Origin of the sequence: Arthrobacter sp. SO5 (assembly GCF_020532805.1) — a bacterium.
In the GTDB taxonomy this organism is placed as follows: domain Bacteria; phylum Actinomycetota; class Actinomycetes; order Actinomycetales; family Micrococcaceae; genus Arthrobacter.
In genome coordinates this window covers 193,395-206,249 of record NZ_MQTQ01000053.1, presented here as the reverse complement: position 1 = coordinate 206,249, position 12,855 = coordinate 193,395, and the positions used below count along the sequence as shown (strand labels likewise).

Sequence of the window (12,855 nt, the reverse complement as noted above, 5' to 3'; positions counted from 1 at the left end):
GAGAGTCACCTCCGTTTCATGGTTCACGGAGTCCAGCCGCATCAACCCAGTCCAGCGTCTGTCTGCTGGCCTGCACTGCACCCGGTCATCGATCGAGACCCACGGGCCTGGGCTTCATCCGTTGAAGCCGTTCCCGGGGATCACTACCGAAGACCGCGAATGCGTGATGCGGTTGATCCTCCTGTTGAGTTTTTATTTGAAGAAGGCGGCCCTTTCCGTCACGGAAGGGGCCGCCCCTTAAAGCTGACTAGCGGCGCAGGCCGAGACGCTCGATGAGCGCACGGTAGCGGGTGATGTCAGTGTTCTTGAGGTAGGTCAGCATGCGCTTGCGACGACCAACCATGGCCAGCAGACCGCGCTGGGTGTGGTAATCGTGCTTGTGCACCTTCATGTGCTCAGTGAGATCCTTGATCCGCTGAGTCAGGACCGCAACCTGGACCTCCGGCGAACCGGTGTCGCCCTCGGACGTTGCGAAATCCTTGATGATGGACTGCTTTACAGCGGCTTCAAGTGCCACGATAACTCCTAGAGATGTGCCGTGAGGCCCGAAACAGTAACTCACTGCCGGGGGTGCAGTGCCGGTCGTCCTGCTCCGAAGAGAAGGCTGCCCGTACACAGCAAGAGCCAGCCGCCACGGACTGCAGCCGGATCCAACGTTTAGTTTACCGGCACGCCGCTAATCTTGTCGAAACGGCAGGTCCTGCGCCGTGCCGGAACCGCCGCTTTCGAGCCGATCGCGGATGGCGGCGACGCCGCGGCAGAGCTCGGCAAAGGACGTGCTCAGCGGCGAGAGGCCGATCCGGATGCCCTGCGGGGCGCGGAAATCGGGGATGATGTCCTGCTCCCACAGCGTGGCGGTCATTTCCCGGAACGCCGGGTGGTCCACCGTAATGTGGCTGCCGCGCAGCTCCGGGTCCCGCGGCGTCGAGAGCGTCACGCCCGCCGGCGCGAGCCAGGCCTCGTGGAGTTCGACGGCGAACGCGGTCAGCAGCCGGGATTTCTCCCGGACGGCAGCCATGCCCACTTCCTCGAGCAGGTCCAGGGTGCCGCGCATGGCCAGCATCCCGAAGACGGCCGGGGTGCCGCTGAGGAACCCGCGGATGCCGGCGGCGGCCTCGTAGCCGGGGCCCATTTCGAAGGCGTCCTTGCGGCCCATCCAGCCCCAGATCGGCTGCTGCAGGCCGGGAAGATGCCGTGCGTTGACGTAGGCGAAGGCGGGCGAGCCCGGTCCCCCGTTGAGGTACTTGTAGGTGCAGCCGGCGGCGAAGTCGACGCCGGCGGCGTCCAGGCCGATCTCCACCGACCCGGCGGAATGGCACAGGTCCCAGACCACCAGCGCGCCGGCGTCATGCACGGCGGCGGTGATCCCGGGCAGGTCCGCGAGGTAACCGGAGCGGTAGGCGATCTGGCTCATGACCACGACGGCGGTGGCCGGACCCGTGGCGTCCCGCACCTGCTCGACGGTGACACCGGAGGAGGGATCGGCGTCGATCCAGCGAACCGTCAGGCCCTCCTCGCGGGCGATGCCCTCGACGAGGTAGCGGTCGGTGGGGAAATTCTCCGTGTCCAGCACGATTTCGGTGCGGGCCGGGTCCGTAACCGCGGCCAGCGCGGCCCGGATCAGCTTGTACAGCACCACTGTGGTGGAGTCGGCGATGATGGTCTGCCCGGGGGCAGCGCCGAGGACCGCGCGGCCGAGCTGGTCGCCGATGGCCCGCGGGAGTTCCAGCCATTCCTCGTCCCAGCCACGGATCAGCCGGCCGCCCCAGCTGTCCTGGATGAAGCTGCTGACGTCCGTCACCGTGCGCTTGAGCGGCCGGCCCAGGGAGTTGCCGTCCAGGTAGGTCACTTCCGTGTCAGTGCCGATGAAGTGATCGCGGTAGGCGGCGAGCGGATCGGCGGCGTCCAGTTCCCGGGCACGTCGCAGCAGGGCAGTGTCGTTGCCGGCGGTGGCTTGTGCCGCGGGCCCCGCCGCCTGCGGGTGAAGGGCGCTCACTGGCCGATCTCCGTCCGGACGGCGAAGAGCTCGGGGAAGAAGGTCAATTCAAGTGCCTTCTGCAGGAAGGCGGCGCCGCTGGAGCCGCCGGTGCCGGACTTCATGCCGATGGTGCGCTGCACCGTGCGCAGGTGCCGGAAGCGCCAGAGCTGGAAGTTGTCCTCCAGATCCACAAGTTCCTCGCAGGCCTCGTAGGCGCCCCAGTTGTCCGCGGCGTTTTCGTAGATGAACTTGAACACCGGGACCAGCCCGGCGCAGAACTCGTGCGCCTGGGTGACGTCACGCTCGATAAGTTCGTCGGGAACGTCGAAGCCCTGGCGCTTGAGGTAGGCGAGAAAGTCGTCGTAGATGCTCGGGGATTCGAGAATCTCCAACAGCATCGCGTGCGCCTCGGGGTCGGATTCGAACACCGGCAGCATCTTGCGGTTCTTGTTGCCCAGCAGGAACTCGACGGCCCGGTACTGGCTGGACTGGAATCCGGAGGAGTTGCCCAGGAAGCCGCGGAACTGTGAGTACTCCGTGGGGGTAAGGGTTGCCAGCACGGACCACTGCTCGGTCAGGGTTTTCTGGATGTGCTTGACCCGGGCGATCGCCTTCAGCGCCGAGCCGAGGTCGTCGGAGCGGAGCCATGCGGCGGCGCTGCGGAGCTCGTGCAGGACCAGCTTGAGCCACAGCTCCGTGGTCTGGTGCTGGATGATGAACAGCATCTCATCGTGGTGCTCGGGCGCGCTGACTGGCTGCTGGGCACTGAGCAGCGTCGGAAGCTGCAGGTAGGACGCGTAGCTCATCCGCGAACTGAAGTCGCGGACAATGTCCTTGTCCAGCTCCCTCGTGTTTTTCTCAATGGTCACGTCTTTTTTGCCTTCCAGGGCCGGATGGTGCGCTAGCCGGCGAACAGGATGTTGTGGGCCTGGACCACGTCCAGGCGCATCTGGTCCACCAGCGCCTCAGGGCCACGGTACGCCACCATGCCCCGCAGCCGCGCGACGAATTCGACCACTACTGTCTGGTCATACAGATCGAAGTCCTCCACGGCTTCCTCCGGGCGGTCGATCACGTGTGCCTCCACCTGCCGGCTCACGCCGTCGAAAGTGGGGTTGGAACCGACGGAGATGGCCGCGGGCCAGCGCGTGCCCGCCTGGTCCACGAGCCAGCCGGCGTAGATGCCGTCGGCCGGGATGTAGCCGCTCGCGTCGGAGGCGAGGTTGGCTGTGGGAAATCCGAGGTCGCGGCCGCGGGCTGCGCCATGGACCACTACGCCGCGCATCCGGTGCGGCCGGCCGAGGACGGCGGCCGCGGTGGCGACGTCGCCCTCCCGCAGCGCTTCGCGCACCCAGGTCGAGGAGCAGCGCCGGTCCTTGCCGGCATCGCCGTCGTTCTGTTGATGATGCCGGCCACCGTGCGGATCACTGTGGAGCGGGAAGCCTTCGGAGCCGAACTCGCTGATGACCAGTACCTCGAAGCCGAGGCTCTTGCCCAGCTCCTGCATGGTGTTCAGGTCCCCGGAGTTGCCGCGGCCGAAGCGGGCGTCGTGGCCGATCACGACGTGGCTGGCTTTGAGGCTTCCGACGAGGATGTCGGCGACGAATTCTGCCGGCGTGAGGCTGGCCAGCTCCAGGGAATACTTCATCACGAGCACGGCGTCGAGGCCCACTTCGCCGAGGGCCTCGAGCTTGTCCTCCAGGCCCATGATCAGTTCGGGGGCAGACTCGGGGCGGTGGACCTGGGCCGGGTGCGGATCGAAGGTGATGGCGACGGCGCGGGCGTGGTTCAGGCGGGCGATGCGGATGAGCTGCGAGAGCACCTGCTGGTGGCCGCGGTGCACGCCGTCGAAATTGCCAAACGTGACGACGGACGGGCCGAAGTCCGCCGGGACTTCGGACGGATCGTTCCAGATCTTGACCATCAACCTCGCCTTTTTGCTTCCTGCCATGAGCTGCACCGGGGAATCCTGCATGCTCCGGAACTCTCCTAGATTACCCGCAAACGCGGCGCTCCTCAGACTCCGCTTCGCCGGTTCCGGGCAGCGCCGTCCGCGCTGCGGCGGCAGGACAACGCTGCGACGCCGGGCGGCCCACCAGGATCACAGACGCTCCCTACACTGTTGTTCCGGACCCGTCCTGGCCGGCAGACTCGGTGATCATCATCGACACGCCTAGCAACAAGATGATCGAGCACTTCCGCGTTGACCTGAACGGCAACCCGCTGCCCTAGCGTCACCCACGGCGCCGGCCACCGGGCCGGGGCTGGGACCGGGCCGCCTCGCTGCGCCGCCTGGCTGTGCCGCCGGCTGCGCGGTAGTTGCGCCAGTGCAGTAGCACGGCGGCAAGGATCAGCGGGACATGGATGGCCGGGAGGTTGCTCGCTAACCACTGCGGCAGATAGATGTCGGTGACAGAGCCGGTCTTGTCGCCCAGGTCTTTGGCCACTGCGGTGAGCGGGCAGTGAAAGCCGTTGGCGGCAAAGACCAGAGTCTCGGCGGTCACGACGCCGGCAGCCAGGCCCACCGTCCGGTCCGTGCGGCCGCGAACACCGGCATACAGGACGTAGGCCATACAGGCCTCGATCGTGAACCAGGCAAAGGTGTGGAAGGCTTTCACGGCCCGTAGCAGGGACGCGCGTCCAGCCTCCGGGAACTCTTGTGCCGCCCTGAGTCCAGCCATGCATCCAAGCTTAACCGCGGCAGGTTGTCCGTTCAGAGGCTTTCGGCCTGCCCGGTCTGCCCGGACTTCGAGGGCAGCTGCGCCAGCCAGGCCTCGAGCTCCCGCGGGTGGCGGAACAAGATCGTAGTAGGCATCCCGGGATCTGCCTGGAGCGCCCGCATCACTTGCCGTTTCCGCGTGAACGACCGGAAATGCCACCGGATAATCGAGTCCTGGATGAATATGCGGGCGACGGTTTCCTGGTTGCCGTTGCAGACGGGTTCCCGGGTTATGGCTCGCCGCAGCGTGCGGCGGACCAGCCGGGCCAGCGAGAGCCAGCGCGGATAGTCCAGCCCGACCACCAGCTCCGCCCGCGGCAGGACAACGTCCCGCCAGACACCATAGGCACTGTCCAGCACCCAGCGTTCCTGGGCTGCAATCGCGGCTGCGGTGCCCCGCTGCTCCTCAATGGTGCGCTGCTGCCAGCCGGGCAGCCAGCCGATGTCGTCGTCCGCTGAGAACTCCGGCAGTCCCGTGGCTCTCGCGAAGGCGCGGGCAGCGGAGGACTTGCCGCTACCGGTCACCCCGTAGAAGAGGACCCGGGAGGGGGCGCTCCGGGTTGGTTTGGCGGCAGTGGCAGCGGCAACGGTTGCGGGAGCGTGATCGGCCGCGGGGGCCGCCAGTGGTTTGCGATACATTTCAGCCGTTTCCGTGGCGATAATTCGGTTGCCTGCGGCATCCAGGTATTCGTACGAGTATGCCGAGACGTCGCCGGTGGTCCGGTAGCCAAGGTCCTCGTAGAGATTCCGGGCTACCGCATTGCCCGGCTCGACACTGAGAATGATCCCGCGGTGGCCTGCCGCCCTCGCTTGTTCCTCCAGCCAGAGGCAGAGCGCTCGGCCTACCCCCGCTCCCCTGCTGCCGGGGTACACGAAGACGTGTTTTAGCTCAGGGACTGGCCCGGCCCTAAAATCCAACACCGCCCCGCCGTGCGGGGTGTCCCCGGTCCACGCCGTGGCATAGATCAGGTCCCCGGCAGTCTGACGATCCAGGAAGCCTGCGGCGATCCTCGAGTTCGGAGGTTCGTGCAGGCTCAGCGCGGCAAGGTCGCCCGCCGTGCACTGGCGGATGCTCACAGCGGCGTTCACGGCTGAGTTCATAGATTCCTCCCCCTGGATTTTGGCGCCACGAAGGCCCGGCCCCGTGTGACGCGTCGGCGATACGCTAGCACCTCCCGCCCGCGGCAGGGGGACGGCAATGTGCGACACTGTTCCGATGCCAGAGTTCACAGTCCTCGCCGGCACACCTGTTTCCGATTCCGAAGTGCTGGCGCTGTACGAATCCGTGGGTTGGACCGCTTACACCCGGGAACCCGACGTACTCGTCAGCGCCATCCGGGGATCTTCCTTCGTTGTCACGGCCCGTGCTGCCAACGGCGGGCTGGTTGGATTGGCCCGCGCGATCTCCGACGACGCGACCATCTGCTACGTGCAGGACATCCTGGTGGATCCGGCATTCCAGAACTCCGGTGCCGGCCGTGCCCTGCTGGAAGCTGCGCAGGCGCGTTACGGGCACGTCCGGCAACTGGTGCTGATCACGGACAACGAACCCGGACAGCGCGCCTTCTATGAGGCCCTCGGCTTCACCGAGGGCTCGGATTTCCGCCCCGAACCGGTGAGGGTCTTTGCGCGGTTCCGCTAGCCCTGAATGACCTGCAGACGTAGCGCGTCACCTCACTCAAGACGAAAGTAACTGTTCCGTCGTGGCAGTTGGCTCGGGTCCAGATGCGGGGGCGGGATGAACCATGGAACGCCGCTTCGCAGCTGAACGGTCCACTGTTCCTTGTGTATCAAGTGATGGTGATGGGAGCAGAGCAAGGCGCCGTTCTCGGTTCCGGTGCTCCCGCCGCGGGACCAGTAGCTGATGTGGTGGGCCTCGCACCACGGCGCCGGGATGGTGCACTGGGGAAAGGCGCAGCCCCGGTCCCGGGCCGTGAGGGCCTTTCGAATGTGGGGCGGAAAGACCCTGGAGGCACGACCGACGTCGAGGATCCGGCCTTGCCCGCCGAGCAGGACCGGGATGACGTCCGCGTCGCACGCGATCTTGCGCACAGTCGAGGCGGTGATGGGGCCCGTGAACATTAGCGTCCCTGCGTTGGAACCGGGCGCCCGCGTCTCCGGGTCGGCGCCACCGAGCCGTTCAAGCAGGTCGCGGTAATCAATGGTGACCATCACCTGCGGGCGCAGTCCTCCCGCAGCGGGCAGACTTCCGGCAGCGAGTGCTGCTTTGCAGGCTCCGACGAGCCCGTCAAGGAGCCGCTGCGGCCGGGTGCGCTGATCCAGCCGCTCCGCTGCCGCCGCGTCGTCCGCATCCCCGTTGACCGCGCCATCGGCGCTGGCATCGGCAGCGGGCCCGGCACTACCGGCAGCGCCCGCGACACCTGTGTCCGGAGGGGACGCTGCGCCCGACCGTGGATTGGTGGCGACGTTCATGACCGTCAGCAAGTGCTCGAACTGATCAGTCGTGGCGAAGATTTCCAGATGGTGCAGCCCGCGGTGTGCCCTCCGGATGAATGCGCCCTGGCGCTGGCGCAATTCCTGCTCGCCGGGTTCCTCACCGTCCTGGTCCAAGGCGTCCGTCCAGCGCTTGGCGAGCCTGGTCAGGAAATCCTGGTCGTTTTCGACCGCTGTCCTGACTAGGGTATGCTCCATCCGGGCTGCTGCCTCGGGTGGGGACACGTGCCGGACCCGCTCAAGGGACAGGCAGATGATCGACGCCGCACGTGAGGCGATGGCGCCGGCAGCAACACCCGCGGCGAGTTCCTCCTTAGCGGCAGGCAAAGATTGGCCCGACAGACCTCTGCGCGGCAGAACGTCCGCGGCAAGGGCAAGCCGGCGCCGGGCCTCCACGGCAGTGATCCTCAGCCGAGCCCGCAGGAAATCCGCGGTGTTCCGGTACCCGTCGTCAAGGCGTTCCGGCGAAGTTGGTAGGCTTTCCGGCATGCTCCACGTGGCGTCGGACCGGCTACGCTCCGGTGCCGTCGGCCCGGTGTTCCAGCCAGTCAGCCAGCCGGCCGGGGCATCACAGCCGACCCTCGCAGCGGTGGTCCTGGCACGAGCTACTGCCTGGCTTCGGGTCCGGTCGACCGCCCCGGCGGCCACAAGCTGCAGGTGGTCGACGCGGCGGGACAGCTCCTCAACATGGCCGGCGAAGTCCGCGGCTTCCGCCACTCCAAACAGCGCCGAATCGGCAACCGCCGCCGCGTTGCATGAGCGCAGCAGTGCAAGCGCTGCATCCAAAGCGCGTTCCACGTCGACCGCCTCGCTTGGAACGGGCGACAGTGGGGGCAGTCCGAGGAGTATTTCCGCGCCAGGCCGGGCGGCCTGTACCGGGATGAAATCTCCAATGGCGTCCATAACTGAACATTACATTTGAGGTGTGACAATGACGGGCTCGAGCTTTGTGACCTAAACGCGGCCGGGATCCATCCCTGGCGTCCCGGCCGGTCCCACGGGGTCAAACTTCTCCAAGGACGAGCCGTTCCCGTGGCAAACTGGGGGCATGGACAGCCCTGTTGCCCCGATTTCCAGCCCGGCGCTCCCCGACGATGCTCTCCCCGGGAAAGTGCGGCCCGGCGATGCACAAGCCGGCGAGCTCCCCGTCGAACGGCGTCGTCCCCTCGGCCCCCGAGATCCAGGAGACGCGTGGGTTGAAGGCGATTACGGGCGGTTCTGGGGGCGCTTCGGCTCGGCGGGACTCCTGGTTCACGACCCCGCCAAGGGCATCCTGCTCCAGCACCGCGCCCTGTGGAGCGATCAGGGCGGCACCTGGGGACTGCCGGGAGGCGCCCTGCACCAGGGCGAAGAGGCAGTCCACGGCGCTCTGCGCGAAGCCAGGGAAGAAGCCGCCGTTCCGCCGGAAAACGTGCGGGTCCTGTTCACCTCGGTGTTTGACGTTGGCTATTGGAGCTACACCACTGTGGCCGTCGAGGTTGTGGAGGCGTTCGATCCGGAAATCAGCGACCCGGAAAGCCTGGAGCTGCAGTGGGTTCCGGTCGAGCTCGTCAGCGATAAGGAGTTGCATCCGGGCTTCGGCGCGGCCTGGCCGGGCCTTCGCGGCAGGCTCCTGGCCCTCGGTAGCAACTGAACGTGTTCACGTCGCGCCCCGCGCGGCGCCGGCCCGCACGGCAGCCAGGACGCGGCGCCCAGGAAGACCGGGCATTCCGCGATCGTCCGGTTCGTCCTAGGGTTCGGTTATGACTACCGAGGATCACACCCCGCCCCCTGTCCGGCAGCTGCGCCTCGTCATCGAGACCGAGGACTACGACGCCGCCGTGACCTTCTACCGCGACGTGCTGGGCCTGGTGGAGCGCGAGGTCGTCCCCAGCGAGGGGGAAGCTCGCATCACCGTCCTGGAAGCCGGCCGGGCCACCTTGGAGCTCTCCAACCCCGCCCAGGTCACGTACATCGATCAGGTGGAGGCAGATGGCCAGCCGAGCGCTAAGCTCCGGGTCGCATTCGAGGTCGATAACGCGGAAGCAGCCACCCGGGACCTCGTCAAGGCCGGAGGCACGCTCATCGCGGAACCGCGGGAAACGCCGTGGCGTTCAGTGAACTCACGGCTCAACGGTCCGTCCGGACTCCAAATTACGGTGTTCCAGGAACTGGACCGGCCGGCGGAAGGGCCAGCAGGCCCGCAGCCGGGCGACCCAGCCGAGCCCCACGTTGATGAGGACCCCGGCGCCGCAACCCCCGGCTAGGAACCTTTGGCCGGCTTCGGCGCGGGACGGCGGCGGTACAGCCAGATGAGGCCCAGGATCGGCAGCAGCAGCGGAATGTACCCGTACCCGCGGCCAAACAGGGACCAGACAGTCTCATGCGGGAAGTTGACCGAGTCGAACACGCTGAGCGCCCCGACCACCAGAACGCCGAGCAGCTCCACCAGCACAGCCGCAACGGACACCTTGAACCACGTGCGGCCGGCTTTTGCCAGGGACACGGTCGCTACGAGGTAGACCACCGCGGCGAACGCCGACAGGAGGTAGGCCAAAGGGGCTTCGGAAAACTTGGTGATGATCTGGTAGCCAGCCCGGGCCGTCGCCGAAATGGCGAACACTGCGTAGACGGCTATCAGCAGCCGGCCGGGGCCGGTATTGCGGGTATCCTTCGGAGCAGCGCCGCCCGTCGCCGGAAGGCTGCCGCCCGTCGCCGGAAGGCTGCCGCCCGAGGCCCTACCGGTGTCCCCGGGCGAAGATTTTTCGGTCATTTTCCCTGCCTCTTCCACGTCAATACCAAATCTGGTTCATGCGGGCCGCCATCACCAGGGCCGTCACGCCGACGGCCGCCAAGACGAAGTTGCTCCAGCGGGTGCGCTCCAGGATCGACCAGTACACGGCGCCGATCGGCAGAATCAGGGCTGTGATCAGATAGCCCCAGAACTCCCAGGGCTCCCCCGCGATCGTTTCGCCGCCCGCAACCCGGATGATCGAGCCGACCAGATACACCAGCAGGGAAAGTTCGACGGCGGCCACCGACAGGATCGTCGTGTCGTTCGGGGCCTTCTTCAGGAGCCCGGCGGTGAGGCAGATAACGGTGGAGACCAGTCCCACCACCAGGACGATGTAGAAATACGCGTCCACTACTGGTCGGCCTGCTGTTCCAGTGTCGCGGTGCGCTTCTCGTTGTCCGGGGCGAAGACCAGCACGGGTTTGGCGGAGCTGCCCGAATCGGCCAGCAGGGCCACGAGCGTGCCGTCCGGCGCGAAGGCCGCGGCAGGCTTGTCCGCCGTCGCAGCGTCCGGGGTGCCCGCACCGCGGCCGGCCGAGATCCGGCGGCCAAAGGAAATCTCGGTGGTTTCCTCGTCGCTGAGTTCACGGTTCGGCATGAGCGCCCGGGCGGCCTGGGACATTTCCAGCACGTCCAGTTTTTCGGCGAGCTGCTCGAGGGTGTGCGCCTGGTCTAGGCTGTAGGGTCCCACCCGGGTCCTGCGCAGGGCCGTGAGGTGACCGCCGACGCCGAGCGCACTGCCCAGGTCGCGGGCGAGGGCGCGGATGTAGGTGCCGGAGGAGCACTCAACGGTGACGTCGACGTCGAGTGCCTCGCCGCCGCGCACCGGACGCAGCCCGTGGGCCTCGAAGCGGTGGATGGTGACCGGACGTGCAGCCAGCGTGACCTCTTCGCCGGACCGGACGCGCGCGTAGGCGCGTTCGCCGTTGACCTTGATCGCGCTGACGCTGCTGGGAACCTGTTGGATTTCGCCCGTGAGGGCCGCCACGCCGGCCCGGACCGCGTCCTCGGTGACCGCGGCGGCGCTGTGGGTGGAGGTGACGTCGCCCTCGGCGTCGTCGGTGATGGTCGATTCACCGAGGCGGATGGTGGCCGTGTACGTCTTCGAGGTGCCCACGATGTAGGTCAGCAGGCGCGTAGCCTTGTTGATGCCGACCACCAGGACGCCGGTGGCCATCGGGTCCAGGGTCCCGGCATGGCCCACTTTTCGGGTACCGGCGAGCCGCCGCATCCGTCCAACCACATCGTGGCTGGTCCAGCCTTGCGGCTTGTCCACTATTACCAGTCCAGAAAGCACGCTTCCCAGTATATCTGCGAAGAACCGCGGCCCGGACCTGCCCGGACCGGCCCTTCGGGCATCGGCCCAGCTCCGCGCGGCGGCTAGGATGGCAGACATGCCCGAGCTTGCCGCCCACGTCCGCGACGTCCCGATCAACCAGATCCGCGAGATCACCGAAGCCGCCTGGGCCACCCCGGGGGCGATCGTCCTGAGCATCGGCGAGCCCGGCTTCGCCCTCCCCCGCCACATCCTCGAAGCCGGGATGGCGTGCCTGGACCGGGATGAAACCAACTACACGCCCAATGCCGGCATCCCGGCTTTGCGCGAGGCCTTCGCGGCGAGGTTCCGCGAACACAACGCGACGCCGGTCGGGGCGGACCGCGTCTACGTCGTCGACGGCGCCCAGCAGGGCCTGCACTTCGCGATGAGCCTGCTGCTCTCCCCCGGCGACGAAATCCTGATTCCCAACCCGGGCTACCCCACCTTCGCGATGACGTCCAGCTTGCTGCACGCCGTCCCCGTTCAGTACCCGCTCTACCCGGAGCATGATTTCCAGCCGCGGATCGCGGACATCGAGGCCCTCATCACGCCGCGGACCAAGGTACTGATCCTGAATTCGCCGTCCAACCCGCTGGGAGCTGTCCTCGGCGAGGAGCTCACCCGCAGCCTCGTGGAATTGGCCGTCCGGCGCAACCTGTGGATCATCTCCGACGAATGCTACGAGGCATTCACGTACGACGTCCCGCATGTGAGCCCCGCCCGCTTCGACAGCGACGTGCCGGGCGAGGCCCGAGTTTTCACGTCGGTAACGCTGTCCAAGACCTATGGCCTGACGGGGCTGCGCATCGGCGCCCTGATCTGCCCGCCGGGGCTGGAGCTGAAGATGAACAACGTCATGGAATCTATCGTCTCCTGCGTCGCCTCGCCCTCGCAGTACGCCGGGCTGGCGGCGCTGACAGGCCCGCAGGACTACGTCGCCCATGCCCACGCCCACTACCGCGCCAACCGGGACGCTGCCTCGGCGGTCCTGGAGGCCAAGAAGATCCCGTTCCTCACGGCCCAGGGCGCCTTTTACCTCTGGGCCGATGTTTCCCATGTCAGTGGCGGAGACGTCCGGGCCTGGGTCCGGGGTTTCCTGGCCGACTCCGGGGTGGCCTTCGCCCCGGGCACGGCGTTCGGCTCGTTCGGTGAGGGCTGGATCCGGATTGCCCTCTGCAGCAGCCAGGCCGAGCTCGTGGAAGGCCTCGGCCGCCTGCCCGCCCGGCTCTCCTGACCGGCCGCGAATCTCCCCAAGAGCCTCTACCGCCTGGACGCCCCAGAGCCTAATCTGAGGCCAGCGCTCAAGGCCACGGGTGCCGGGCCGAACAGCAGTGCTGAGGTGCAGTAATCCGTCAGGGAGGTACACATGTGGTGGCAGGACTTTTTGTGGGGTGTCTGGAACGGGTTGACGGCGTGGATCGTGCTGATTGTGCACGTCTTCGGTCAGTGGAGCGAATTCCCTTTCTACAACTCGGCGCGTGCCGGCAACTGGTATGACTTCGGCTTCCTGCTGGGCGTGGGCTCTCCGGTGCTTGGCGGTCTGGGCGCCCGCGGCGCCCGGTCACGGCGCCGCTGAAGGAATCACATCCCAGAATTCTGCGGCGGGTAGCCCCG

The 12,855-nt window shown here is 67.1% G+C and carries 15 protein-coding genes; 5 read left to right on the top strand and 10 right to left on the bottom strand.

The window, feature by feature from the left end; translation table 11 throughout:
* Window positions 1-247: 247 nt before the first annotated feature.
* From rpsO to BJG92_RS09655, 6 genes are all read right to left on the bottom strand, one after another.
* Window positions 248-517, bottom strand: a complete 270-nt coding sequence (gene rpsO / locus BJG92_RS09680; RefSeq protein ID WP_226760651.1) for a 30S ribosomal protein S15 — start codon at window positions 515-517, stop codon at window positions 248-250.
* A gap of 159 nt (window positions 518-676) precedes the next feature.
* Window positions 677-1,930: a kynureninase gene (gene kynU / locus BJG92_RS09675; RefSeq protein ID WP_232083849.1), complete on the bottom strand. Its 1,254-nt coding sequence runs from the start codon at window positions 1,928-1,930 to the stop codon at window positions 677-679.
* A 62-nt stretch (window positions 1,931-1,992) separates the two neighbouring features.
* Window positions 1,993-2,847 carry a tryptophan 2,3-dioxygenase gene (gene kynA / locus BJG92_RS09670; RefSeq protein WP_232083812.1) on the bottom strand — a complete coding sequence of 285 codons (855 nt, stop codon included), beginning with the start codon at window positions 2,845-2,847 and terminating at the stop codon, window positions 1,993-1,995.
* 32 nt (window positions 2,848-2,879) lie between these two features.
* The gene (locus BJG92_RS09665) at window positions 2,880-3,902 is read right to left on the bottom strand and encodes a bifunctional riboflavin kinase/FAD synthetase (RefSeq protein ID WP_232083848.1); all 1,023 of its coding nucleotides are present in this window, start codon (window positions 3,900-3,902) and stop codon (window positions 2,880-2,882) included.
* Window positions 3,903-4,212: 310 nt separating this feature from the next.
* Window positions 4,213-4,659 (bottom strand): hypothetical protein, encoded by a 447-nt coding sequence (locus BJG92_RS09660; RefSeq protein ID WP_232083811.1) that lies wholly within the window; start codon window positions 4,657-4,659, stop codon window positions 4,213-4,215.
* Window positions 4,660-4,691: 32 nt separating this feature from the next.
* Complete coding sequence (locus BJG92_RS09655; protein ID WP_232083810.1) at window positions 4,692-5,798, bottom strand: GNAT family N-acetyltransferase; 1,107 nt, start codon at window positions 5,796-5,798, stop codon at window positions 4,692-4,694.
* A gap of 115 nt (window positions 5,799-5,913) precedes the next feature.
* On the opposite strand from BJG92_RS09655, the gene BJG92_RS09650 reads away from it, so the two are divergent.
* Window positions 5,914-6,339, top strand: coding sequence for a GNAT family N-acetyltransferase (locus BJG92_RS09650; RefSeq protein ID WP_232083809.1), 426 nt, complete (start codon window positions 5,914-5,916; stop codon window positions 6,337-6,339).
* A 32-nt stretch (window positions 6,340-6,371) separates the two neighbouring features.
* Here BJG92_RS09650 and BJG92_RS09645 read toward each other — a convergent pair whose 3' ends face one another.
* Window positions 6,372-8,054 carry an HNH endonuclease signature motif containing protein gene (locus BJG92_RS09645; protein WP_232083808.1) on the bottom strand — a complete coding sequence of 561 codons (1,683 nt, stop codon included), beginning with the start codon at window positions 8,052-8,054 and terminating at the stop codon, window positions 6,372-6,374.
* Window positions 8,055-8,199: 145 nt separating this feature from the next.
* On the opposite strand from BJG92_RS09645, the gene BJG92_RS09640 reads away from it, so the two are divergent.
* Window positions 8,200-8,784 carry an NUDIX domain-containing protein gene (locus BJG92_RS09640; RefSeq protein ID WP_232083807.1) on the top strand — a complete coding sequence of 195 codons (585 nt, stop codon included), beginning with the start codon at window positions 8,200-8,202 and terminating at the stop codon, window positions 8,782-8,784.
* Between the two features lie 109 nt (window positions 8,785-8,893).
* Complete coding sequence (locus BJG92_RS09635; protein ID WP_232083806.1) at window positions 8,894-9,397, top strand: VOC family protein; 504 nt, start codon at window positions 8,894-8,896, stop codon at window positions 9,395-9,397.
* On the opposite strand, the gene BJG92_RS09630 is transcribed toward BJG92_RS09635, so the two are convergent.
* From BJG92_RS09630 to truB, 3 genes are read right to left on the bottom strand one after another with little or no spacing between them, the layout of a single operon-like run.
* The gene (locus BJG92_RS09630) at window positions 9,394-9,903 is read right to left on the bottom strand and encodes a hypothetical protein (RefSeq protein ID WP_232083805.1); all 510 of its coding nucleotides are present in this window, start codon (window positions 9,901-9,903) and stop codon (window positions 9,394-9,396) included. The genes BJG92_RS09635 and BJG92_RS09630 overlap by 4 nt on opposite strands.
* Window positions 9,904-9,922: 19 nt before the next feature.
* The gene (locus BJG92_RS09625; RefSeq protein WP_232083804.1) at window positions 9,923-10,276 is read right to left on the bottom strand and encodes a hypothetical protein; all 354 of its coding nucleotides are present in this window, start codon (window positions 10,274-10,276) and stop codon (window positions 9,923-9,925) included.
* Window positions 10,276-11,220: a tRNA pseudouridine(55) synthase TruB gene (gene truB, locus BJG92_RS09620; RefSeq protein ID WP_232083803.1), complete on the bottom strand. Its 945-nt coding sequence runs from the start codon at window positions 11,218-11,220 to the stop codon at window positions 10,276-10,278. Before truB ends, BJG92_RS09625 begins: the two co-directional genes overlap by 1 nt.
* Before the next feature lie 97 nt (window positions 11,221-11,317).
* On the opposite strand from truB, the gene BJG92_RS09615 reads away from it, so the two are divergent.
* Window positions 11,318-12,475 (top strand): pyridoxal phosphate-dependent aminotransferase, encoded by a 1,158-nt coding sequence (locus BJG92_RS09615; protein ID WP_232083802.1) that lies wholly within the window; start codon window positions 11,318-11,320, stop codon window positions 12,473-12,475.
* 132 nt (window positions 12,476-12,607) lie between these two features.
* On the top strand, window positions 12,608-12,817 hold the full coding sequence (locus tag BJG92_RS09610) for a hypothetical protein (RefSeq protein ID WP_232083801.1): 210 nt from the start codon (window positions 12,608-12,610) through the stop codon (window positions 12,815-12,817).
* Window positions 12,818-12,855 lie beyond the last annotated feature (38 nt).

Excerpts from the sequence above, each read along its gene's own strand:
- BJG92_RS09665 (WP_232083848.1), bottom strand. The coding sequence starts at position 3,902 with ATGGTCAAGATCTGGAACGATCCGTCCGAAGTCCCGGCGGACTTCGGC.
- BJG92_RS09660 (WP_232083811.1), bottom strand. The coding sequence starts at position 4,659 with ATGGCTGGACTCAGGGCGGCACAAGAGTTCCCGGAGGCTGGACGCGCG.
- BJG92_RS09655 (WP_232083810.1), bottom strand. The coding sequence starts at position 5,798 with ATGAACTCAGCCGTGAACGCCGCTGTGAGCATCCGCCAGTGCACGGCG.
- BJG92_RS09650 (WP_232083809.1), top strand. The coding sequence starts at position 5,914 with ATGCCAGAGTTCACAGTCCTCGCCGGCACACCTGTTTCCGATTCCGAA.
- BJG92_RS09645 (WP_232083808.1), bottom strand. The coding sequence starts at position 8,054 with ATGGACGCCATTGGAGATTTCATCCCGGTACAGGCCGCCCGGCCTGGC.
- BJG92_RS09640 (WP_232083807.1), top strand. The coding sequence starts at position 8,200 with ATGGACAGCCCTGTTGCCCCGATTTCCAGCCCGGCGCTCCCCGACGAT.
- BJG92_RS09635 (WP_232083806.1), top strand. The coding sequence starts at position 8,894 with ATGACTACCGAGGATCACACCCCGCCCCCTGTCCGGCAGCTGCGCCTC.
- BJG92_RS09630 (WP_232083805.1), bottom strand. The coding sequence starts at position 9,903 with ATGACCGAAAAATCTTCGCCCGGGGACACCGGTAGGGCCTCGGGCGGC.
- BJG92_RS09615 (WP_232083802.1), top strand. The coding sequence starts at position 11,318 with ATGCCCGAGCTTGCCGCCCACGTCCGCGACGTCCCGATCAACCAGATC.
- BJG92_RS09610 (WP_232083801.1), top strand. The coding sequence starts at position 12,608 with ATGTGGTGGCAGGACTTTTTGTGGGGTGTCTGGAACGGGTTGACGGCG.